This is a genomic window from Candidatus Gracilibacteria bacterium, from assembly GCA_041658685.1.
GTDB lineage: Bacteria > Patescibacteriota > Gracilibacteria > UBA1369 > UBA12473 > JBAZZS01.
On record JBAZZS010000001.1, the window covers coordinates 465806 to 489161 of the forward strand.

Sequence of the window (23356 nt, forward strand, 5' to 3'; positions counted from 1 at the left end):
ATCATCCACGCGAAAGCGAGGCGCGAGAGGATTTTTGAGGATATTTTTTATTGCGAGTTGGTATCATTTACGCCCCTTCGCTAAAAATCAGCTTTATCGCGGTCCCCACAAACCCGAATTTTTCACGCAAGCTATTTTCCAAATAACGACGATAGGAAAAATGGATCGAACTCGGGTTTTTTGTGGAAAATATAAAAGTCGGCGGATTGGTTGTCACTTGTTTTACGGAAAACACCTTACCTTCGTGCACCCCTTTGCCTCCGGCCATGCCATGATGCCCGATCGCGTCATCAAGCCATGCATCCAGTTCCAATTTCCCCAACATACGCGCCCGTTCCTCTCCCACTTGCTTAGCCACATCCAAAATCGCAAAAATATTTTTGCGATGCAAAGCCGATGAAAAAACCACCGGTGCCCACGGTAAAAACGGCATCCTCTTTTTCAGCTTGGACATAAACCAATTTCGCGTTTTTTCTTCATCATCGAAAAGATCCATTTTATTCACAATCAAAATAAGCCCTTTATGTTGTTCTAAAACAAACTCGCACACATGCAAATCTTGCGCAAAAAGGCCTTCATCCCCATTCAAAACCAACCCCACCACATCCGACTCATCAATGGCCTGAAAACTGCGAATCACACTAAACTTTTCAATTCCACGTTCAATTTTCCCCGGCTTTCTCAATCCGGCCGTGTCCACCAAAACAAATGAAGTTCCTTCATAAGTAAAAGGCACATCAATTGAATCTCGCGTAGTTCCGGGAACCGAAGAAACAATAACCTTTTCTTTACCAAACAACGCATTCACCAACGACGATTTTCCTACATTCGGACGTCCCACAAATGTGATACGAAGCCCCTCCGTTTTCGGTTCCTCTTTGACCTGCTCCGGCGAAAAACCCAACGCATCCAAATCCTCTTCAATCCGAATTCTCAACTCCTCCAACCCCAATCCATGGATCGCGGAAGCCTCAAGCGGGTCACCTAAACCCAACTCATAAAAATTAAAAGCCGCCGTACTTGTTTGAGATGGATGATCACATTTATTCGTGACCACAATGCATTTTTTCCCCGATTTTCGAAGCAAATCCGTGACATGATAATCCAAGGCCGTGGCCTCATCGCGCACATCCAAAACAAACACAATCACATCCGCGCCCTCAATCGCCATTCGCGCCTGACGCTGAACTTCCACATTGATGTCGTCTTTAGCCTCAATTTCAAGCCCACCCGTGTCCACCAACAACACTTCATAACGAAATAACTTGGCATGTCGCGAAATCTGATCTCGTGTGGTTCCGGAAACTTCGGATTCGATGGCCGCGCGTTTGCCAGCCAAACGATTGAACAGCGATGATTTGCCCACATTGGGCCGACCGACAATAGCAACAACGGGTAGCATGTGTAATAATGGTCAAAGAAAATTTCCAAAAAACAGAACAGCCGTAATCCTATCAGAGATGTTCTCCTTTCACAATGTCACCCGTAACGCCCAAAAAATTCGGAAAAAAATCGGGCCCTCCGTGAAACTCGTGGTGGTGACTAAAAATCGATTGCTCGAGGAAATTCAAGCCGCCCTCTCCTCCGGAGAAAACATCGTGGGCGAAAATCGCATTCAGGAAGCCACTCAAAAATTCCCTTTTTTACCCAAAACCGTTGAGAAACATTTCATCGGCCATTTACAGACGAACAAAGTCAAACAAGCGATTCAACTTTTCGACATGATCGAGTCCGTAGACAGCCTAAAACTGGCGCACGCCTTAAATAAAGAAGCCCTCAACCAAAATCGAACACTCCCCATTTTACTCCAAGTCAATATCTCCACTGACCCCCAAAAATACGGTTTTAAAAAAGACGCCGTCCGCGACGCACTGACTGAAATCAGCCAAAATTGTCCCTCATTAAAAGTAAAAGGATTAATGACGATTATTTTATTTGAAGACGAAATCGAAAAAACACGACCTTACTTTAAAATGATGCGTGAATTATTTGAAGAATTGAGAAAAAATCCAATTCAAAACGTTGAAATGAATGAACTCTCGATGGGCATGAGCCACGACTACCCCATTGCCATCGAAGAAGGCGCTACAATGGTGCGAATCGGAAGTGCTATTTTTAAATAAACCGTTGTACCTTTTATGCCATGCACCTTATACTAAACACGAAGCGGCAGCGAACAGACATGAGCGAAGCGAATGTCTCCCCTTTCCTGCTTCCCCCCCCCCTCCTCCTGAATTCTCTTTCTACCCCGCATCCACTAATTTAAAATCTAAATTTTACAATTTCTTCTCCCCCTCCCCCATGAAACATTTCCTTACTTCTCTTTTACTCGCACTTGTTTTGCTCCCCCAGATCGTTTTGGCACAAGAAGGAACACTTCTCCCAAGTTCCGGTCATTATACTAGTAAAAATTGTGAAGACACTATGGATCACCTAACCGATGCTTCGTTTAAAGAAGCCATTCAAAGCGGAAGTTATATATATTTAGGATGTGCGATTAAAACAGGTCGAATTAGTCTCTGGATGCTCCCCTATTTTATCTCTTATTTTGCCAACTTTTTCATCGGAATTGCAGCAACGGTAAGCTTATTATTTGTACTCTTGGGTGGCTTTTGGTACATGACCGGCGGTCTCACGGACGACAAAGAAAAAGGGAAAAAAACCATTTTTTACGCTCTCCTTGGCATGGTCATCACCCTCCTAGCTTGGATTTTCGTAAACATCATTCAAGTCCAAGTTACAGGATAACCTCCACTAATTCATAAACGCTAACTCCAAACCCCTAATCTCCTCCCTCCCCCATGGCTAAAAACTTTAAAAAACTTTTCCACCGTATTTCTTCCTTACGCGCAAAAATACACCATCTAAAAAACGAACAACGACGGCTCAAACAAACTCCGGTATTTGAGTCAACAACCAAAACCCAACCCACCACCCTCTCCGCCAAAAAGGAAAAAATTATGGATCACGTCATGATTCACCTTTCCATGGCCAGCGTGGCCAAAGCCACATTGGTAATCATGGCCCTTTTTCTCTTGGGTCAATTTCTCATTTCCATCAAAGCGACCCTCGTCATTCTGTTTGTCTCTCTTTTTCTGGCCTCAGCCTTGGATTCCATCATTGATTTTCTTCAATCTAAACGAATCCCTCGCGGCCTCGGATTGCTCATTATTTACTTTGTTTTCTTTATTATCTTTGTCTTTTTCCTCTCCACCCTCATCCCGCTCGTAGCCCTTCAAACGCTCGAACTTGCCAAAACATTAAGCCACCTCATCACCAACCTCACTCAAAGCGACACGTTATGGAATCTTCCTTATGCGGATAAAATCCAAGCCTTATTAAAAGACTTTTTAGCCGGAGCCGACCAACAAACCTTGATCAACAACCTTCAATCCGGATTGGAACAAATCGGAAAACAATTGCAAAACATCGCAGGCAATACTTGGGATGCGGTCAAACTTATTTTCAATGGTGTATTCAATGCCATTTTGGTTTTAGCGCTCACGTTTTTCTTTACCGTGGATGAAAAAGGAGTTGAAAAATTCCTAATTTCCGTTTTTCCAAGTCGACATAGCAATTACATTTTACAAAAAAGCTCAGCCATCAAAGAAAACATCGGGTATTGGCTTCGCGGACAAGTCAAACTCATGCTCGTGATCGGAGTTTTAACCTTTGCCGGACTCTCTTTGCTCAATGTCGAATACGCACTCACTCTCGCCTTCATCGCCGCCATTACAGAGCTCATCCCCGTGGTCGGTCCGTTCATCGCCATGGTGCCCGCCCTTCTGATCGGGTTCAATCATTCGCCGGCCCAAGCACTTTGGGTGTTTCTTCTTTACATTCTCATTCAGCAATTTGAGAACAACATCATTGTTCCGATCATCATGAAAAATGCGGTCGGCCTCAGCCCGATCATCATTATTCTATCGATGTTAATAGGATTCACATTCCTTGGAATTATAGGCGTCATCATTGCTGTTCCGGTGGCCACGGCGCTCTCGATTTTCATCAAGGATTACATTCGGAAGGAGAAGTGATTTTTACAATGTCATCAAAGTCTTCAACGTCTCTTTGGCCGCTTTTTTCCAACTGAATGTTTTGACATGTGCCAATCCTTTTTCACGATATTCGTTAAAAAAGTCATCCATGGTGAGACGACACATGGCCTCCGCGATTTGATCAATATCATACGGTTGAACCAAAATCCCAGCCTCTCCCGCCACCTCGGGCATGGACGCCACCGACGACGCAATCACCGGAGTTCCGCACGCCATAGCCTCTAAAATCGGCAACCCAAACCCTTCATACGTGGACACAAAAACCAACCCGCGTGCCAAACTGTACACCGCGGGTTTGTCCGCTTCATCAATAAATCCGGTGATAAAAAGATCCGGATGTCCTTCTTCCACAAACACTTTCCCAAACATCTTGGGGTCATAACGCCCGGCCAACACCAATCGATACGTTTCCAGCGGGTATTTTTTTTGGAACAACGCAAACGCCTTAACCACGCTTTCAATATTTTTACGCGGTTCAATGGTTGAAAAGGTCAAAAAGAATCGATCCGGAAGATTGTATTTCTTTTTCACTTCAACCAGGCGGGCCTCGTCAATTTCTGGTTCCAATACACCCGGGGCCGCTTCGGGGATCACGATGATTTTAGCCTCGGAAACTTTATAAATATCAATCAATTCTTTTTTCGTAAACTCGGACACCGCAATTAAACGATGACTGGTTTGGATTTCACGTCCCGGGTTTAAAACATTAAACCACAATCGACTGCGCCACGAAAAATGTTGAGGATAACGCTCGAACGCCAAATCATGAAACGTGATTACTTTTCGCACCGACGACGACACCGGAGAGGGCCGTGGGTCCGGCACAAAAAAAATATCTATTTTTTTCCCAATACGTTTTTCAATCAATCGATCAATCTTGGGCCAACTGAAAACCCGCCATAAAATATGAAGTAATTTATTCGGGAAGCGAGTGCGCACCACTTGAATACGTTTGCCATCTTCCAACCCCTTTAAAAAATCTCCGCGATCCCGAAATGAATTATAAAAAAGCACATAGCGATTGTCCGCATCTTGAACAAAAATCTCTTTCAATAACGAACGAATGTAGTTTTCAACGCCACTGGTACGACCATGCATCAAGGGGCGAACATCAATACCGATAAGCATGAAAATTAGGGGTTAGGAATTAGCATTTCTTAAGCGATCAAAATATATTGAAAGGGTCCATTGACCAGGGCTTTCAACTCACGAATTTCCGCTTCACGCGTTTTCCCCAATTGAATCACAGCCAAAAAAGAGGTGCCCGCGGATAAAACCCCCAACGCTTCAGGATAAGGGATCAGTGTCACCTCAGCCTCGCCCAAAAGCCATCCGGCCTTATGTTGCATACGCGTTTTTCCCAAATCCACCCACACGGTCTCAGGAGAAAAACGATACCGATAGGATTCCAGCATGCGCGACAAACATTTCACTCCAAAATAAGAAGGCAATTCAAAGGCCGGCGCTTGGCCCACGAGTTTTTCAACATGATAGGCAAAACTCACACGATACGTCGCGTATTCCATTAAAAGCAATAAAAGAAAAGAAAAGAACAAGGCCAACCCTCCGCCCACCACACTGTTGACCATGCGAGACGAAGATGGCTCGGGAAGCGTCATTGAATTCAACGCCAAAACAAAACGGGTGTGAGTCATGGAATTATACGTCGCAATTTCTTGATTCAAAACCGATAAAACAGACCCGGGAATCAGCGCGGAATCCACAGAACTCGGAAACGACACCGTCACAAGAAGATTTTGCTTTTCCTGTTTGCGAACGCCAACACCGAGCGCCACTCCGGCCACATCATTCATCCGCTCCAAAAGCGCAGGATTATAAAGCCACCCCTGAACCGTCTCCGTAAATTGATCCACCACATTCGCACTTTCATTCGTCACATAAAAATCCGCAGGCGTACCCGAATCCACTTCCATTCCCAACGTCACAAAAATCAACGCTTCTCGTGTTTTTCCTTCATTTTTCATCGCATGAACCAACCCAATACTTACCCCAACAAGGACGGCAATGAATAAAATAACCCATCGTCGTTTGAAAAAAGAAAAAAATTCACGCGGATCCATAAGATTGAAAGTAATGAAATAATGTAAAGCAACTAAAACACGGATGAGTCTAGCTCAAACCGCCGCTCCGAGCAACCAGCCCCGCATCCCTAATTTAAAATCTAAAATTCCCAATCTATAATTTCCCAAATTCCTCCCACGCTTTTCCCACGAACGCTTGCATTTTTTCCATAAAAATCTCGGTCCCAAAACGTTCCGCCTCTTTACGAACTTTCTCTGGCTTGAATTCAAGCTCTGAAAACTTGGAAATCGCTTCTTTCAACGACGCCACGGTTTGCTCCTTAAAAAACAACCCGGAAACCTTATTTTTCACCGTTTCCAACGCCCCTCCGCCTTCAAACGCGATCACCGGACACCCGTGCGCCATGGCTTCCACCGCCGTGATCCCAAAATCCTCCAATTGCGGAAATAAAAACGCCTTGGCCCCCAAATACAATTGATTCAATTCTTCTTCACTCACCCGTCCCAAAAACTCAATATTGGAATGCGCCATTTTCTTCAATGATTTCTCGGAATTTCCAACCCCTACAATCTTGAGTGGCAAATGGAGTTCATTAAACGCCTCCACCAACAGATCAAAACGCTTATACGCGGTCAACCGACCCACCGCCAAAAAATAATCTCCTTTTTTTCGATCTTGCGGCATAAAATCTCCCAAATCCACAGGGGGATAAATCACCTCGGACTCCCGACGATAATATTTACGAATACGTTGCTCCACACACTCGGAATTGGCACTGTAGCGATCCACGCGCTCGGCCGCGGCCCGATCCCACAAACGCAACCGGTGCAAATACGGCGGAATAATCGTTTTTTTCAAAAAATTCGGCCACGGATACTGTTCCACATACTCATGCGAGTTGTCCCATAAATAGCGCGGCGGCGAATGACAATACGACAAATGCAAGGTCCCGGGCTTGGTGATGATCCCCTTCGCGCACGAATGCGAACTCGAAATCACCAAATCATAATCACGAAAATCAAAAGACTCAAACGCCAGAGGCATTCCGACAATATACCAAGGATGATGATGTTTGGCTCCCGGAAATTTTTGTAAAAACGACGTATAAACCTCGACATTTTTCAACTCCGGAAAACGCTCCGCATCATAAATACTGGTATAAATCGGCGCCTCTGGAAACAGTTCATGCAACGCCAAAATCACACGTTCCGCGCCTCCGCGGGAGGTCAACCAATCACACACGATGGCGATTCGAGGTGTCATAAAACACAATTAAAAATCTCCTGTTCATCATAACAAGGAAGGGAAAAAATTCAATAACGTTATTTTTTACGCACTCATCGCCGTCTTTGCCTCATCGAGAGTAGCATGGCAAGGAATGAGCTGAGTCAGTCCCACCACCTGCAAAATATCCACAATATTGTCACGTGCCATGGCAATCGCAATTTTACCGCTTTCTCCCGACACTTTCCCATACCAATCCGTTAAATACCCAATCGCCTTGCTGTTCAAATATTCCAGTTCTGAAAAATCAAAAATCAAATACAGATTCTTGGGATTGGTTTCAATGAGTTGATAAATCGTCTTGGCTTGCTCGTCGACATTGCTTTCATCGAGCTGACCGCTGACTTTTACGATTTTAATATTACGATCCGCTTGAACTTGAGCGAGGTCTTCAATGGCGATATTGGCGTAAGTCATGGAATTAGGAGTTAAGAGTTAGGGAAACTAAAATAAAAGTTTAATTAACTTAAGTTTTTTCATTAAGATATTTCTTCACACGAACCCTCAACCCGCCTCCGGATCGATCTTCAAACACAATTTCATCCGTCCATTCCGCCACAATCTTAGCCAAACCACGCCCACGGAGTCCCAAAAATTGCGTCTGAACCTTTTCCATCTGTTGTTTCAAAACATCTCTCATCTGAGCCGCCGTATACTTGCAAGGGCCGGTCCCCGTATCTTCGACCGCAATCTCTATACTTTGCTTGGGATGACTTAAAAACGTAATACTCACATCATTCCCCACCGCAGATCCATGTTCGATCGCATTGTTACAAAGCTCATCCACCACGGACTGAAAGCGAAACGCCCATTGATCTGAAAAACCGGTCATATTCTTAGTTAACGTCAACGTAAAATCTCGAATTCCGGATAAAAAATAAGCATTTGTGGGAAGCACAATCGTGATTTTCACCATGTCCTCCGGCGTAGGATTCGCCGTAGGGGTTGTACTGACAATCGAAGTCGATGAAACAGTGGAAGAATTCATAGGTCTAAATTACATCATACTATTATACCCGAGAAAACTCCTTAAGTCAACGCTGTTCCCGTTTGGACACCGCAAAAATCTGCATAAAAAGCGCTTGAAGCAACAACGGATTCAATCCCAATCTTGCCCCTCGATCCAAAACTCGCTTCAAAACAATCTCTTCTCTCTCGGGTTGATACACGGTTGTATGTTGTTTTTTCTTCATTTTAGCCACCTGTGAAACACACTCAAATCGTTCCCCCAAAAGATCAATAATTTGATCGTCAATGTCATCGATTTTAGCCCGAATTTTTATCAAAGGATCCTTTTCCATAAAGGAAATATACAGAAAAACTTGTAAAAGCTCAAAAAATCCATTACAGTGCACGCGATTTAACCTTAAATGTTTCCTTTTTTATGCCCACAACAGCCCCTGACAAAGAAAAACTTCTCAAAGAAATGATCAAAAATGCCGTGCATTTTGGTCACAAACCCTGCAAATGGAATCCCAAAATGAAACCCTATCTTTATGGAAAACACGATGGCGTTCATGTTTTCGACTTAAACAAAACCGCGGACGGCCTCGCCGTAGCGACCGAATTTTTACACCAATGCGTACGAGAAAGTAAAACCGTTCTTTTTGTCAGCACCAAAGCGCAGGCCATTCAAATCATGAAAGACACGGCCGAAGCGTGTGGAATGCCTTATATCACTCAAAAATGGGTTCCCGGACTTCTCACCAATTTCACCACCATTAAAAAACGCATCAAATATCTCCGCGATCTTAAAGAACAAGATGCCTCGGGAGAACTCGACAAATACACCAAAAAAGAAGCTCTCAAGATGAGAAAAACCATCATCAAACTCCAAGAAGCTTTGGGTGGTCTTGAAAATCTGACCAAACGTCCGGACGTACTCTTTTTGGTGGACGTGGTTCGAGACCATATCGCCGTAGAAGAAGCCAATAAACTCAATATTCCGATTGTGGCCATCGTAGACTCCAATGGAGATCCGACTCGCATCACTCACCCCATTCCCGGGAATGACGATGCCATCAATTCTCTTGATTTTTTAGTGAAAAAAATCGGAGGAGCGTTGGAACGAAAAAAATAAGAAACGTTTTTTCTCTTTACGCCACACCGTTTAAGCCTTAAGATTAAATCATCTATTTTTCCTTAGCCTTTTTTGTCATGCCCAACACCCCCCCCGCTCCCACACCGGCCCCCATCAACAACATTCCATCCGAGGAACGCATACTCGCCGCCTTATCTTATTTCCCATTCCTTTTTGTTGGAGCTTTAATCATGAAACCCGAAAGCAAGTTTTGCCAAATGCACGCCAAGCAAGGCATGATTCTTTCCGGCATCGCCTTTGTGATTCTTTTTGTATTGGCCGCCATCCCAATGATTGGGTCTTTACTCTTTTTGGCCCTCGTTGGTGCCATTGCCATTGGCGGGTTCCAAGCTTATTCCGGGATGGAATGGAAAATGCCGATACTCCATGACCTTGCCATGAAAATCAATGTCGATAAATTATTTGCCGGAACCACAATTAAACCCACGGAAACAAAATCGGAAACCCCGGCGGTCTCTCCCGCAGCCCCCGCCGCGCCAACCCCTCCATCATCTGAGAAAAAATAATACTTCCATTTTTATTCCGAAGATTTCTCACCTCTCCGCTCTCATTAAACTAAACCTTAATTCCTAACCCCTATTCGTATGACCATCGACGACATCAAACACCTCCGCGAACGCACCGGCGCTTCATTACAAGCGTGTAAAATAGCTCTTGAAGAAGCCAAAGGCGACGAAACTCTTGCAATCGAAATCCTCCGTAAAAAAGGCGAATCCAAGGCCGCGGGACGAAGCGATCGTGAAACCACCCAAGGCGTGGTGACCGTAGCAACCCAAGGCAACAAAGCCGTGATTTTAAAACTCGGATCCGAAACCGATTTTGTGGCCAAAACTCCGGATTTTATAAAAGCCGCGGAAGATATTGCTCAAACGTTACTCAAAGACCCTTCTTTTGATGCCACCGCACTTTTAAGTAATCTCAACGCCAAAATGGGAGAAAAAATCAGTTTGAATAACGTACAACACGTTGAAGGCGCTGTGGTCGGAACGTATGTTCATTCCAACCGAAAAGTCGGAGGCGTTGTGGTTATGAATGGCGGATCGCAAGAAACCGCTTATGACATTGCCATGCACGTCACCGCCATGAATCCGCTCGTGCTCTCCCCTGCCGAAGTGTCCGAAGAATTGGTTAAAAAAGAACGTGAAATCTGGACCGAACAACTCAAAACGGAAGGGAAACCCGAGGCCATTGTTGAAAAAATCCTCATGGGAAAAGAAAAAAAATTCCGTGAAGAAAATGCGCTCTTAAAACAAGCCTTTGTTAAAAATCCGGAACAAACCGTGGAAAGCCTTCTCAACGGCGCAACCATTGAAAAATTCATTCGTCTGGAGTGTTAACAGAAACGAACGTAGCAAAGTGAGCTTTTCCCTCCCCGTATTCTCCCCCATCTTCTTTTCTTTTTATAATTTCCTCATGGGAAAAAACAAAGTCGGGAAAAAACTCCCTACACTTAATTCCATCGAAGAGGCTTTACGCGAAATCAAAAAAGGAAACCCCGTGATTGTGGTGGACGACGAAGATCGCGAAAACGAAGGCGATTTAATCATGGCTGCGGATAAAGTCACTCCGGAAAAAGTTAATTTTTACGCCAAAGAAGGACGCGGTCTTATTTGTATGCCCATTGAAAAAGCCATTGCCGATCGTTTGGACCTTCCTTCCATGACATTAAACAATACGGAATCCACTCGATGCAATTTCACCATATCCGTGGATGCCAAAAAAGATGTCTCTACGGGAATTTCCGCAAAAGACAGGGCTAAAACCATTCTCACCGCCATGCGCCCGGACTCCAAACCCGAGGATTTCATTCGGCCCGGACATATTTTCCCCATTCGTGCCGCGGAAGGCGGAGTCTTGGTCCGAGCCGGCCACAGCGAAGCGGCCGTGGACCTCGCACGACTCGCCGGATTCCAAGGCGGAGGCATGATTTGTGAAATCATCCAAAACAACGGAGAAATGGCGCGACTCAAGGCCTTGATTCCTTTTGCAAAAAAACACGGACTCAAAATCATTTCCATCAAAGATCTCATCCACTATCGAAGTCAAAAAGAAAAACTTGTGGAACTTAAAGTAAAAACCAACCTTAAAACAAAATACGGCGACTTTAAAATCGCGGTGTATAAAGAAAAAAATAACGGATTGGAACACGTCGCACTCATCCACGGAAAAATTCGAGGACAAAAAAATGTACTCGTGCGCGTGCACTCCGAATGCATGACCGGAGACGTGTTCGGATCCATGCAGTGCGACTGCCATCCACAACTTGAAAAATCCCTTTTCATCATTGGGAAAAAGAAAAACGGCATTCTTCTTTATATGAGACAAGAAGGTCGTGGCATCGGGCTCATCAATAAACTCAAGGCTTACGATCTCCAAAGTAAAGAAGGACTCGACACCGTGGAAGCCAACTTGAAACTGGGTTTTCAGGCGGATTTACGCCATTACGGCATTGGGGCTCAAATTTTAGCGGATTTAGGACTTACGACGATCCATCTCATGACCAACAATCCTAAAAAAATCATAGGATTTGAAGGTTACGGACTTAAAGTCACCCAACGTGTTTCCATTGAAATTTCACCGCAAGCTCGCACCCGAAAATACCTCACCGTGAAAAAAGAAAAAATGGGGCATTGGCTCAAACAAGTCTAAAATAACCCGAGGGGGCACGGCTGGTTCCCCCTCGGGAGCTCCCCTTCCAAGTTGTTGTTCGTTAAAATTTTCTCCGCTTAATTCCGCTACGGTCGCAACTTCGGGACCCACGAGACCCGAAAATTGCTGTAGCGTCATGCGCTCCAAAAATTTTAACTCACCTTGAGTATCTGAAAAAACATTAAAATAATTTAATGGATTACCGCGCCATTCTCATCATCATCCTTGCAAACCTCTTGGCCGGATTTATTGGCGCACAAGTCGGAGGCGGAGGTTTAATCAGCATACCCACGTTGTTGTTTCTGGGAATCCCGGCTCCCAATGCCATCGCCATCTCAAAATTCGCCGATATTTTTCTTAATTTTTCCGGAGCGTTTCACTATTTAAAAAAAGGAAAATTTTCCCTGAAAATCGCTTTATTATTCGGCATTATTTGTACCATTGGAGGAGGAATAGGCGCCGGCATCACGTTGAACATCGACAAATCTTTATTAAATCAAATCATCAGCATTCTTTTAATCTTTTTGCTTTTCATCACCCTTTTAAAAAAAGAAATAGGACTTTCAGATCAAACATATCACGTTCAAAAAAAACATCTGGTTTACTTATTACCCATCGCTTTTTTGCTGGGAATTTACGGCGGAGCCATCGGCATCGCCACGTGCACACTCTTAGCTTTTTACTTCGTTTTTCAAGGCCAAAGTTTTTCACAAGGTATGGGCTTGGCACTTTTCATCAGTTTTTTGGTGGCCATCAGTTCATCTCTCGTTTTCTTCTATTATGGATCAATTTGGTTCCTGTACGCCATCCCTCAAGCCATCGCCTCAGCCATTGGAGCTTATTTCGGATCCAAATGTGCCATTAAAAAAGGAAATCTTTGGGTCAAAGGGTTTCTCGTTGTAATCGTCACGATTTCCATCATTAAATTATTATTGGAATCCTTCTAAATGAAAAATGCCTCCAACGCATTCATGGCGCGAGCCGCGAAACTCGCATGGAAAGGAAAAGGAAAGGTCGAGCCCAATCCTATGGTGGGCGCAATTTTTATAAAAAATAAAAAAATTATTGCCGAGGGCTGGCATCAAAAATTTGGAGGACCCCATGCTGAAATCAATGCCATCCAAGCCGCAAAAAAGGCTAAAAAATCACTCAAGGGCGCAACGCTTTATGTCACGCTGGAACCCTGCTGTCATTATGGGAAACAACCCCCTTGCACCGAAGCACTAAAAGCATTGAGACTAAAAAAAGTGATTTTTGCCACATTAGACCCCAATCCCCTCGTTCGCGGAAAAGGAATTAAAATCCTTAAAAAAGCCGGAATCATCACTGAAAAAATGGAAACTCACGAAACACGCGACTTAAACGCCATTTATCTCACAAACACTCTCAAAAAACGCCCCTTTATTCACCTCAAAACCGCGTGCACTCAAGACGGAAAAATCACGCTTCAAAAAGGAAAATCCACTGCATTAACCGGGGAAAAATCTCAAAAAAAAGTCCACGAACTCCGTGCCCGATACGACGGCATTTTAATTGGAGTGAACACGCTTCTCATCGACAATCCACGCCTCACGGTTCGATCTGTAAAACCCACAAAAAATCCAACTCGAATCATTCTCGACAGTCATCTTCGAACTCCGTTTTCATCCCAAATTTTCAAAGAAAAAGGCCACACTATTCTTGCAACCACCACTCCCCTTCCCTCCGGGAAAAAACTTCCGCCTCGCACCACCCTTCTTGTCTGCAAAAAAACAAAAACCGGGAAAATAGACCTCCATGACCTGCTTAAAAAGCTTTTCGCACTCAACATTCGCAGTGTCCTAATCGAAGGCGGCGAACAAGTAAATACAAGCTTTCTCAAAGCAAAACTGGTAGATCACGTCACGTTTATTTTCACTCCGCATCGCGCCAACAACGCGTCCCTCCCCTCTCTTTTTGATCGTAAAATCCTGCCAAAAATTCATTTCAATAACCCCTCTTTTATCAAAATCGGGAAAGATTTGTGGGTAGAAATGTCATAAGAAAGAAGGCGAATAGATTTTTGAGGATATTTTGAGACAAGAGGGAGAGGAAAATTTTTGTGAACATTTTCAAGGAAGAGGACACGAGGATCATGTATCCGAGTGTCCGACTCCCATGTGAACAAAAATTCTTCCTTCCCGATTGTCTTTAATAATGCAAAATGCGGGGGAAAGGACACTCCGCTTCGCTACGTGTCTGGATGGGCATATCCGAAAAAAGCTTTGCGTCTCCTTTTAAAAAATATTCGACCTATTTCGCCTTCCATTTCCCTAGAAAATAAGGTATAATTAAGGGATTAAAAATAAAAACAAAACAAATGATTGCGGGTTTTCTTCATCGGATCACCAATGTCGGGCATAAAGAATGGCCGCGCGTGATTTTAGCATGGAGTCTGCAACTGATTTTGCGTACCGGATTTGTCATCGGGTGGACCGTAACACTCGCCATGTTCATCAACCGTATCGGAATTGAGGCCATGCCTTATCTCCTGGTTTTGAACGCGGTTTTGGTGATCGTGGGAAGCATGATTTATTCAAATCTTCTCAGAATCATCAAGCGTCCGATTCTCATCATTTACACCACCCTGCTTTCCGGATCTTTGCTTCTGCTTTCAACCCTTTTCGTCTACCAAAACCCCATCGCTTTTTTTGGGGTCATTCTCATCGCTCAATCCGTTTTCCTTTCGCAACTCAATATTCTTATTTCTCTCTTTATTGAAGATCTTTTTTCTCCCTTGGAAAGCGAACGCACCTTTCCTGTCATCGCTTCTTCCGAAAACCTTGGAGGAGTGATTGGAGGTCTTATTTTAACCACCGGACTCGAGTTTCTTCCCTCCTACAAATTCATCTACGTGTGGATGCTCATTCTCACCCTTGTCATCCCCACCATTCTCACGTCACAAGTTTATAAACAAAAAATTCCCTCATTAAAAAGCCCGGAAGAACACGACTCACTCAAAGGCTCTCCGTTCATGACCATGTTCAAAGGAGCAAAAAAAATACGAAAAATCCCATTTTTACAAGGCATCGCCCTCCTTGTCATGTTGCAATTCATGATGGCCAATTTCATGGAATTTCAGTACACCAAAGCCATCCAAAGCACGATTGAAGAACAAGCCAATCAAATCACCTTTGATTCGCAAAATTATGCTCCGGGCACAGACCTTAATGTCAGCCTCGTCAACCTGCAAGCCGTGGACTTAAATGCCAAAGAAGCTTACCTCGAACATGAGCTCACCAAAGATCTCGGTGTTTTACAAATCATCATTTCGTCAGGCAGTTTTTTGGTGCAAATCCTTCTCGCGTCTCGAATCATAAGCGGACTCGGGATCATTGGCTCCATGATTTTAAGCCCATTGGTAACCTTATTACACCTTTTTGGCATGGTGTGGAATTTCAACTTTTTTACCGCAGCCACGGGACGCAGCAGTTTTGAAATCACGGGAGGAATTTTCCGCAACGCCTACCACTCTTCGTACTACGCTCTGCCTGAAAAAATTCGCAGTCAAATCAAAGAATTCATGGAAGGCTTTATCAAACCACTGGGGGCCATTTTGGTTTTCGGACTTTTCTTCTTGATCCAATCCATCTTTCATTTAAAAGGCACGGAAGAAATCATGGCCATCAACGGTCTGATGATCGGTCTCGCCCTATTCATGTTATTCCGTCTTCTTTTTCTTAAAAAGAACTACACGCAACTCTGCCATCACAACCTAGAAGGAGAACGAGACTTAGCCACCCGAATCGGCGCCATTGAAATCCTGAGTCAAAAAGGTCATGAAATCAAAGAAAAAGCCTTGATCAAACACTTAAAACGCATCGGAGAACATGAACGCATTAAAATTAAAATCCTCGAAGCACTGGCGCGCCGCCAAAATCCCGAGGTGATCACAGACATTCTCGATTGCCTCAAGCATGAAACCGAAGACGTGACTTTATCCGCATTGGGAACCCTTCATCAACTTAAAACCTTAAAAAGTTATCTTAAAAAACACGTTTTTACGCGCTATCGAACCCTCGAAACCGTCAAACACCTTTTCCATAACAATCCTTCCAAAAAAATCCGAGCGTCGTGCATAACATTTTTAGCAAAAATCGATCATGGGGACCTCATCCCTTTTATTTTAAATGAAATGAACAAAGACGACGAACAAATCCAAAGCGCCTGCATTAAAGCGTGCCGTGAATTCAACGATTCCAACATCATTCCGTACATCAAACCCTACCTCAACCATCCCAACGATTACGTCCGCGCCGAAGCCATCCGAACGTTGTGGCAATTCGAATTTTTACATCCCACGCTTTTGCATTATCTGCATCAAATGAAACAAAAAGAACAAAAAAACACCATCCTGGCCTCCCTCATGATTTTGGGAGACATTGGGGAACGAAACGATCTCCCCTATCTCATTCAAAATCTCGCTTCCCAAGACCGCGACATTCAAAGAAAAGCAGCCAAAGCTCTGGCCAAACACAATCATCCGGCCTGCATCCCCCATTTGGTGGAACTCATACTGCACGGCGATACCTTCATTTCCAAAAAAATAAAAAAATTCGTCCAAACGTTATCTCCAACTCTTGCGGGTCGTATCGGAAAACTTCTCCACCTTCGCGCCTCGGAATACATTCACGATCTACTGATTCATCTCGATGCGAACACCATTGCCGAACTCGACCACAACACTCTTGAAAAACTCAAAAAAGCCTATGAAGCCATTGAAGAACATGAAGAAATCGAAAAAATAGAAGCCATTTTAAAACACCAACAAAAAGCCACTCGTTCTCCGGCATTTATTACCCAAAATCCCTATGCTGTCTCCGCATAAAAAACTGTTATGGAAATTCATTCTTTTTGAACTGATCCTACTGGGATCGGGAGTCGGCATTTGGTTCTTTTTAAAAGACTACATTCTCCATGCATTCATTGGGATTTTCGTATTATCGATCGCATTCTTTTTCATCCAAATCAGTTGGCCCTTTAATAAAATTTTAAAGGAATTCAAAGCCCTGCTCACCGGCAAACAATACCGTCGCATTTACACCAAAAAAACAGACGAAATCGGGGTGGTCGCGCATTTTTTCAATGAAATCACTCGCAGTCTCGAACGCGTTTCCACAGACATCAAAGAACATCGCCGTATCTCATCCGAGCTCAATGTTGCTCAAAAGATTCAAGATGACCTTTTACCCAAAAAAGCACCCCCCATCAAAGGCCTCGACATCATTGCCCGAACCAAACCTGCGGCTGAAATCGGGGGAGACTGTTTTGACTTCATCAAAAAAGGAAATCAAACATTCATTTATATGGGAGATGTCACGGGACACGGGATTCCCTCCGGATTGGTCATGATGATCGTCAACACGCTCATTCATACATTTGCGGACATGGTTCAAGACTCCAAACAATTGCTCGTACAAGTCAATAAATACCTGAAACCTCGCATTCAACGCACCATGTTTATGACCATGACCATGCTGCGTTGGGATGAAGAGAATCAACAAATGTTCTACACCGGCGCCGGACACGAAACGATTTTACATTATAAAAAAATAGACCATTCACTTGAAAATAAAGCCGCCGGAGGTATTGCGCTGGGGATGGTCCCCAACAACGAAGCGTTGCTAAAAGAAATGCCTTTCCCTCTAAGCGAAGGCGATTTTGTTATCTTATACAGCGACGGAATTATTGAAGGAAAAAATGACGAAGGTGAACGGTTTGAAATCTCACGTCTGATTAAAATCATTGAAAAAAACGCCCCCACTGCCCCGACAGCCGAAGATTTATTCCGACATATATCCACCGAACTCACACGATTTTTGGGAGACACGGTCCAACTTGACGACATCACACTTATGGTTATTCGACGCGGAGAACCTTTCACAGGAACGGAAAATCTCTCTATTGTAGGAACAAAAGAGGCCTCAAAGAGTCTGATTGACTACGGGAATACAAACGTGGAAGAATCCGGGCTGAAGGAAAGTAATTAGGCCCATTCAATCATCAATGCAAATACTAAGATGACATTCCGTGGAAGTGGAAAAGGAAAATTTTTGTGAACATTTTCAAGGAAGAAATGTCGAGAATCATGATCCGAGACATTTCGCTCCCATGTGAACGAAAATTCTTCCTGACCGCTTCCATGGAATATTCTTTCAACCATAAATGGATATGAATATAAACGACTTCAATTACGCGCTCCCCAAAGAGCTCATTGCTCAAACCCCATTGCCCATGCGAAGCGATGCACGATTGATGGTCTTGGATCAAAAAAAGCAAACCATCACCCATCGCCATATTCGAGATCTCCCGGAAATTCTGACGCCCAATGACGTTCTGGTTTTCAATGAAACCAAGGTTTTTCCGGCACGAGTAAAAGGACTTATCGATGGAAAAGAAGTTGAAATTCTCCTACACAAAGAAATCACACCCGACACGTGGGAATGTCTTACAAAACCCGGGAAACGATTCTCTCTCGAGACCACGATTATATTTGATAAAAATCTAACCGCGACCGTCAAAAAAATCCAAACCGACGGATCACGAATTCTCGTTTTTTCAAAATCAGGGCCCGAACTCCAATCTGTCATCGATCAAATTGGGGAAACGCCACTCCCCCCTTACATTCACCAACCCGGGAATCTTTTCACGCAAGAATATCAAACCGTTTACGCCAAAAATCGAGGGAGTGTGGCTGCTCCCACCGCAGGGCTCCATTTCACGCAAGATTTACTCAAAAAATTAAAAGAAAAAGAAGTCGAGCAACACTTCGTAACCTTGCACGTGGGCCGCGGCACTTTTGAACCTGTAAAGGTCGAAAATATCGCAGATCACGTCATGCACCACGAATGGCTCGAGCTCACCCCTCAAACCGCCGCGGCCCTCAACACATTAAAAACCCAAGGCAAACGCATTTTCGCCATAGGCACAACCTCCTGCCGCGTGCTCGAATCCTGCGCCAAAAATAACTTTCTCACCCCCCAAACCAAAGAAACCAACCTCTTCATCACTCCGGGATATTCCTTCCAATTCATCGACGGACTGCTCACCAATTTTCACCTCCCCAAAAGCACCCTGCTCATGCTGGTAAGCGCCCTGGCCGGAAAAGATTTCATGTTCAAAGCCTACCAAGAAGCCATCCGTCTTAAGTATCGCTTTTTCAGCTTCGGCGACGCCATGCTAATCGTGTAAATAACGATAATTTTGATACACTAATCGCGGAACCGCCAATTGATCGAATTCATACCCCACTCGCCACACATTGATTCCCGTCAAAATCTCTCTTTCATCATATAAAAAATTCAAATACATCAATAAAGATTCATCGTGAGTCGGAAGCTCTCGATCTTTATCAAAAGCAACCAATCCACGTAAAAATCCATGCTCGTCATAAGCCAAAACAATCTGTAAAGTCTCAAAAGAATCCTCTGAAAAAACAGGGGTTGATTGATTAGGACTTGTTCTCTCTGTGAATAAAACATATTGAACCCAAGCCTCTGTGGGATCTTGAATAATATTCAGTGCACTCCACTCGGAAATATCATAGACATTTTCCCAAACATCATAAACCGATGTATACCAAACCTCATCTTCAGCGGTTTTAAAAGAAGTCGATCCAATGTTTAATAAATCAGCCCAAAACGGAAAATCCGAGAAAAAATAACTCAAAGGAAACTCATAAGGCAATTCGACCTTCGATTCTTCAGAAGGCACCACAAAAGAAGTATCAATTTCTTGAGAAGCGACCGCCATAATGGAAAGAAGACTATCCATATCCTCTTGGCTTAAAACAGACACTCCTTCCTCGTTGATAAAATTTTGATAAAACGTTTCGGGATCATTTTCAACCAAATTAACAGGATCGTAAAAAGACCAAGCCCGAACAAAATAACCCTCCAATTGTTCTCGAGACAACTCCGGCAACGCATTTCCGGTAATCTCCACTCCCTGCTCGTCCACATAAGGATAAACGTAATCCTCAAACACCGCCACCTCTCGGAAAGAATACGGATCATCTGCGGAAAAAATCGCTCGTTGAAATAAAGGACGTTCCGTAGCGAATTCAAGCGACAATTGCGTGATCGCACCTCGCGATTGACATCCCATCCCCCCAAAAATCATAAAAACCAACACCATTTTAAACAAAAATTTGCCATTCATAAGAAAACATTAAAATATAACCACGGTCCCCACTTTACTCTCCCCTCTTTTTCCTGTATACTGATAAGATATAAAACAACCAAAAACCAACCCAAAAATGAAAAACTTAATTTCTCGGCTCTCTCTCGGAGCAATTCTCTTCTCACTTTTGGTCCCTCAGGCCCTCGGATCCTCCAGTTTGGAGATCGACACCATCGATACCGTGGCCGGCTATGGCGCCTTGGTGCGCATTTCCAATGCCCCGTCCAATGCTCCCATTGAGGTGCTTTTGGAAAAACCCGATGGAAGCCAAGTCCTTCTCGAAGCCCAAACCGACAATCAAGGAAAAACAAAAATGGACATCGAAGGCTTTTACACCAAAAAATCCGGAAATTATTTAATCAAAGCCCGCGTCAAAACCGAAAACGACTTCACTTCCGAAACCTTTAAAGTCTATCCCGATACGGTTTCCGCGTCCCGTTCACTGGTTGAATTGAATAAAACCACAGTCACCGCCAATGGCAACGATTACGCCGAACTCACGGTTTACTTAAACGACCGTTACGGAAACCCGATCGCCGGACACAATGTCAGTCTCATTTCCAGCCGGCTCAACGATGAAATCGTACGCATTTCAAGCAATCCTTACACCTCGAGCCAAGGACAAATGATCTTTCACCTTTATTCTCAAGAAGAAGGAGTGGCCATTTTCGCGATTCAAGACACCACAAGCAACATCACCCTCAACGAACGTGCAAAAATTGCATTTTATGCCCCACAAACCACAATGTCGGAAATGGGAGGCTTCTCAAATGGATTCACTTCCGTTCTCTTAGCCTCGGACCAAAGCCCGGGGGGAGAAGTGAGCTATTTGACCATTGAAAACCTCGACGAAAACACCACCGTGGGACGAACCCTCAATTTCACGGTCACGGCTTACGATTCCACAGGCAATATCGCCACCGATTACCCCGGAGAAGTACGTTTTTCATCCAGTGATGACAACGCCACTCTTCCGGACGATTATCAATTTGAAGCCGAAGATCAAGGCACTCACACCTTCAGCCTTGGCCTTTCTTTTAAAACCACCGGGACTCAAACGCTCACCGTCACCGATCTCTCCAACACCGGGATCAAAGGATCCTTTAATGTGACCGTTAGTGCTTCAGGCACGGGGATGAACAACAATACGGACGGAACTCCGATTTCCACTCCCAATGGACTGACTCTTTTCACCCCCAATTCAGGAACTTACAGTAGCAATTCTCTTACCTTTAGCGGAGAAGCCCCCTATGGGATGACTGTCAAAATTCTTGACCAAGGCCAAATCGTGGCAAGTGCCAATATCAATGCAAGCGGAACCTTTTCCACCCTCGCTTCCAATCTCAAAGATGGGGATCATGTATTCACCGTTTCCACCGTGGACGCAACCGGAGCAACCCAAGAAACCTCAAATGAACTCACCATCACCATCGACACTACGGCTCCCTCAATAGACCAAATCAAAATCGACCCCGAAACCGACCTCCCGGCCGGAGACACATTCACCGTGACCCTTTACACGGAAAAAGAGTTACAAAAAGCAAGCGTGCTTTTCAACAACGGATTGTACACTTTAACCGAAAATTTACTGATCAGCGGCGTTTACACAGGAACCGTCAACGCCCCGGAAGACATTGGCGAATATGAACTCGATGCCATTCTTGTGGACAACGTCGGAAACGAAGCTTCTCTCAACAATGTGCTCACCCTTAATGTGATTGAAAATCCGGACGCCGCGAGTATGGGAGAAACCGACCCCACCAATCTTGATGAGACTTTACCGGAAGAAGAAATTCCTCTCGCTCCCGCCACAGTAACAGGAGTGGAAGCGGTTGCAGGAGACGGACGAGTAACTCTAAGTTGGGACATCCCGGAAACAATCGACCTCGAAGATCTTTCTTTAACCATGGAAGGCACCACTGAAGAGGTGACTTCCATAACAACCGACGAAACAATCACACCGGAAAATCTTCCTCTCATGCTCACCGACACCACCGAAGAGGCCCTCATTGAAACATTCACCGATGAACAAACCATTGATGAAAGCCTGACCGATGAAACAATTACAACCGATGAAGAACCTTCCGTGGAAATCGACCATTACCGCATCTATTACGGTCCGGACCCAGATTTGCTCTACAGCACAGACGACACATGGGACAACAGCAACTCTTGGTATGTGGATGAATTGAACAATGGGACCACTTACTATTTCGCGGTGGTCGCGGTGGCCAAAGACGAATCTGGCACTGAAAGCGTTGAAAAAAGTACAGTGGTAAACGCCACACCCAAGGCGCAAGAAGTGGTGGCTCTTTATGCCGCCGCCATTGAAGAAAGCGAAGAAGCCAACCAAGAAGAAGCCTTACAAACCGCCGTGGAGGAAGAAGAAACCCCGGACACCGGACCTGAAATCATATGGCTCATGGTGTTCAGTCTTGGAGTGGGAATGATTTACATACAACGCAGAAAAAACTGGGCGACTCAAATAAATTCATAATCAAAATAAAGGAGGGTGGGTGTTTCCGAAGTCGCATTTTCAAGGAAGAAACGCCGAGAATCATGATCCGAGGCGTTTCGCTCCCATGCGACAGAGGAAATATCCGCCCTCCTTTATGATATTCACGATCAAGTTTATTTGAAATAAGCCGTTTTCAACGCATTCATAAACATTCGACAATGCACTGAAATTCAATCGTTACTCAAAGTCACTTCGCTGCGCTTCGTGACTTATGTTAAAATCAGAGCCATGGAATTCCTAATTCGTTTCATAGATACGTTATTCGGTTTAATCAAACTCGCCATCGTGGTGCGCATTTTAATGTCGTGGTTTCGCCCCAACCCTTCCCACCCCATCTATCAACTCACGGTTGGGATCTCTGAGCCCATTCTTCGCCCTCTCCGTAAAATCATGCCCCGCACCGGCATGTTTGATTTTTCTCCAATCATCGCCTTGATCGGTCTTGATATTCTCAATTCCTTGATTCTCCAACTCATTTATCGTCTCCCGCCTTTTTAATTTTTC

General features: G+C 44.3%; 21 protein-coding genes and 1 pseudogene. 14 read left to right on the plus strand and 8 right to left on the minus strand.

What is annotated here, in order from left to right; all coding sequences use genetic code 25:
- Window positions 1-67: 67 nt before the first annotated feature.
- Window positions 68-1402, minus strand: coding sequence for a ribosome biogenesis GTPase Der (gene der / locus WC882_01825; protein ID MFA5842398.1), 1335 nt, complete (start codon window positions 1400-1402; stop codon window positions 68-70).
- Window positions 1403-1460: 58 nt separating this feature from the next.
- On the opposite strand from der, the gene WC882_01830 reads away from it, so the two are divergent.
- The 3 genes and pseudogenes from WC882_01830 to WC882_01840 all read left to right on the plus strand — a co-directional run bounded on the left by WC882_01830 (window position 1461) and on the right by WC882_01840 (window position 4007).
- Window positions 1461-2123, plus strand: coding sequence for a YggS family pyridoxal phosphate-dependent enzyme (locus tag WC882_01830; GenBank protein MFA5842399.1), 663 nt, complete (start codon window positions 1461-1463; stop codon window positions 2121-2123).
- Window positions 2124-2301: 178 nt separating this feature from the next.
- Window positions 2302-2748, plus strand: a complete 447-nt coding sequence (locus WC882_01835; GenBank protein ID MFA5842400.1) for a pilin — start codon at window positions 2302-2304, stop codon at window positions 2746-2748.
- A 272-nt stretch (window positions 2749-3020) separates the two neighbouring features.
- Window positions 3021-4007, plus strand: a pseudogene (locus tag WC882_01840) (AI-2E family transporter).
- 33 nt (window positions 4008-4040) lie between these two features.
- Here the strand turns inward: WC882_01840 and WC882_01845 are convergent.
- The 6 genes from WC882_01845 to WC882_01870 form a co-directional block, all read right to left on the minus strand.
- A complete protein-coding gene (locus WC882_01845; GenBank protein MFA5842401.1) occupies window positions 4041-5186 on the minus strand; it encodes a glycosyltransferase family 1 protein in 1146 nt (381 codons plus the stop codon).
- A 29-nt stretch (window positions 5187-5215) separates the two neighbouring features.
- Window positions 5216-6226, minus strand: coding sequence for a hypothetical protein (locus WC882_01850; GenBank protein MFA5842402.1), 1011 nt, complete (start codon window positions 6224-6226; stop codon window positions 5216-5218).
- Window positions 6227-6254: 28 nt separating this feature from the next.
- A complete protein-coding gene (locus WC882_01855) occupies window positions 6255-7364 on the minus strand; it encodes a glycosyltransferase (GenBank protein MFA5842403.1) in 1110 nt (369 codons plus the stop codon).
- 66 nt (window positions 7365-7430) lie between these two features.
- Window positions 7431-7802 carry an STAS domain-containing protein gene (locus WC882_01860; protein ID MFA5842404.1) on the minus strand — a complete coding sequence of 124 codons (372 nt, stop codon included), beginning with the start codon at window positions 7800-7802 and terminating at the stop codon, window positions 7431-7433.
- A 49-nt stretch (window positions 7803-7851) separates the two neighbouring features.
- Window positions 7852-8373 (minus strand): ATP-binding protein, encoded by a 522-nt coding sequence (locus WC882_01865; GenBank protein MFA5842405.1) that lies wholly within the window; start codon window positions 8371-8373, stop codon window positions 7852-7854.
- A 22-nt stretch (window positions 8374-8395) separates the two neighbouring features.
- Entirely contained in the window at window positions 8396-8686 is a 291-nt protein-coding gene (locus WC882_01870; protein ID MFA5842406.1) for a chorismate mutase, read from the minus strand.
- A gap of 83 nt (window positions 8687-8769) precedes the next feature.
- Here WC882_01870 and rpsB point away from each other — a divergent pair, with 83 nt between their 5' ends.
- From rpsB to queA, 9 genes are all read left to right on the plus strand, one after another.
- Entirely contained in the window at window positions 8770-9465 is a 696-nt protein-coding gene (rpsB, locus tag WC882_01875) for a 30S ribosomal protein S2 (GenBank protein MFA5842407.1), read from the plus strand.
- 77 nt (window positions 9466-9542) lie between these two features.
- Window positions 9543-9992, plus strand: coding sequence for a hypothetical protein (locus WC882_01880; GenBank protein ID MFA5842408.1), 450 nt, complete (start codon window positions 9543-9545; stop codon window positions 9990-9992).
- A 78-nt stretch (window positions 9993-10070) separates the two neighbouring features.
- Complete coding sequence (tsf, locus tag WC882_01885; GenBank protein MFA5842409.1) at window positions 10071-10823, plus strand: translation elongation factor Ts; 753 nt, start codon at window positions 10071-10073, stop codon at window positions 10821-10823.
- Between the two features lie 76 nt (window positions 10824-10899).
- Entirely contained in the window at window positions 10900-12135 is a 1236-nt protein-coding gene (locus WC882_01890) for a bifunctional 3,4-dihydroxy-2-butanone-4-phosphate synthase/GTP cyclohydrolase II (protein MFA5842410.1), read from the plus strand.
- A gap of 194 nt (window positions 12136-12329) precedes the next feature.
- Entirely contained in the window at window positions 12330-13082 is a 753-nt protein-coding gene (locus WC882_01895) for a sulfite exporter TauE/SafE family protein (protein MFA5842411.1), read from the plus strand.
- Window positions 13083-14156 (plus strand): bifunctional diaminohydroxyphosphoribosylaminopyrimidine deaminase/5-amino-6-(5-phosphoribosylamino)uracil reductase RibD, encoded by a 1074-nt coding sequence (gene ribD, locus WC882_01900; protein ID MFA5842412.1) that lies wholly within the window; start codon window positions 13083-13085, stop codon window positions 14154-14156.
- 317 nt (window positions 14157-14473) lie between these two features.
- Window positions 14474-16981, plus strand: a complete 2508-nt coding sequence (locus WC882_01905) for a HEAT repeat domain-containing protein (protein MFA5842413.1) — start codon at window positions 14474-14476, stop codon at window positions 16979-16981.
- Entirely contained in the window at window positions 16965-18143 is a 1179-nt protein-coding gene (locus WC882_01910; GenBank protein ID MFA5842414.1) for a SpoIIE family protein phosphatase, read from the plus strand. Before WC882_01905 ends, WC882_01910 begins: the two co-directional genes overlap by 17 nt.
- A 175-nt stretch (window positions 18144-18318) precedes the next feature.
- On the plus strand, window positions 18319-19344 hold the full coding sequence (queA, locus tag WC882_01915; GenBank protein MFA5842415.1) for a tRNA preQ1(34) S-adenosylmethionine ribosyltransferase-isomerase QueA: 1026 nt from the start codon (window positions 18319-18321) through the stop codon (window positions 19342-19344).
- Here queA and WC882_01920 read toward each other — a convergent pair.
- Entirely contained in the window at window positions 19333-20313 is a 981-nt protein-coding gene (locus WC882_01920) for a hypothetical protein (protein ID MFA5842416.1), read from the minus strand. The genes queA and WC882_01920 overlap by 12 nt on opposite strands.
- A 97-nt stretch (window positions 20314-20410) precedes the next feature.
- On the opposite strand from WC882_01920, the gene WC882_01925 reads away from it, so the two are divergent.
- Both WC882_01925 and WC882_01930 read left to right on the plus strand, forming a co-directional pair.
- Window positions 20411-22831 carry an Ig-like domain-containing protein gene (locus WC882_01925; protein MFA5842417.1) on the plus strand — a complete coding sequence of 807 codons (2421 nt, stop codon included), beginning with the start codon at window positions 20411-20413 and terminating at the stop codon, window positions 22829-22831.
- 249 nt (window positions 22832-23080) lie between these two features.
- Window positions 23081-23350: a YggT family protein gene (locus WC882_01930; GenBank protein ID MFA5842418.1), complete on the plus strand. Its 270-nt coding sequence runs from the start codon at window positions 23081-23083 to the stop codon at window positions 23348-23350.
- Window positions 23351-23356: the final 6 nt, after the last annotated feature.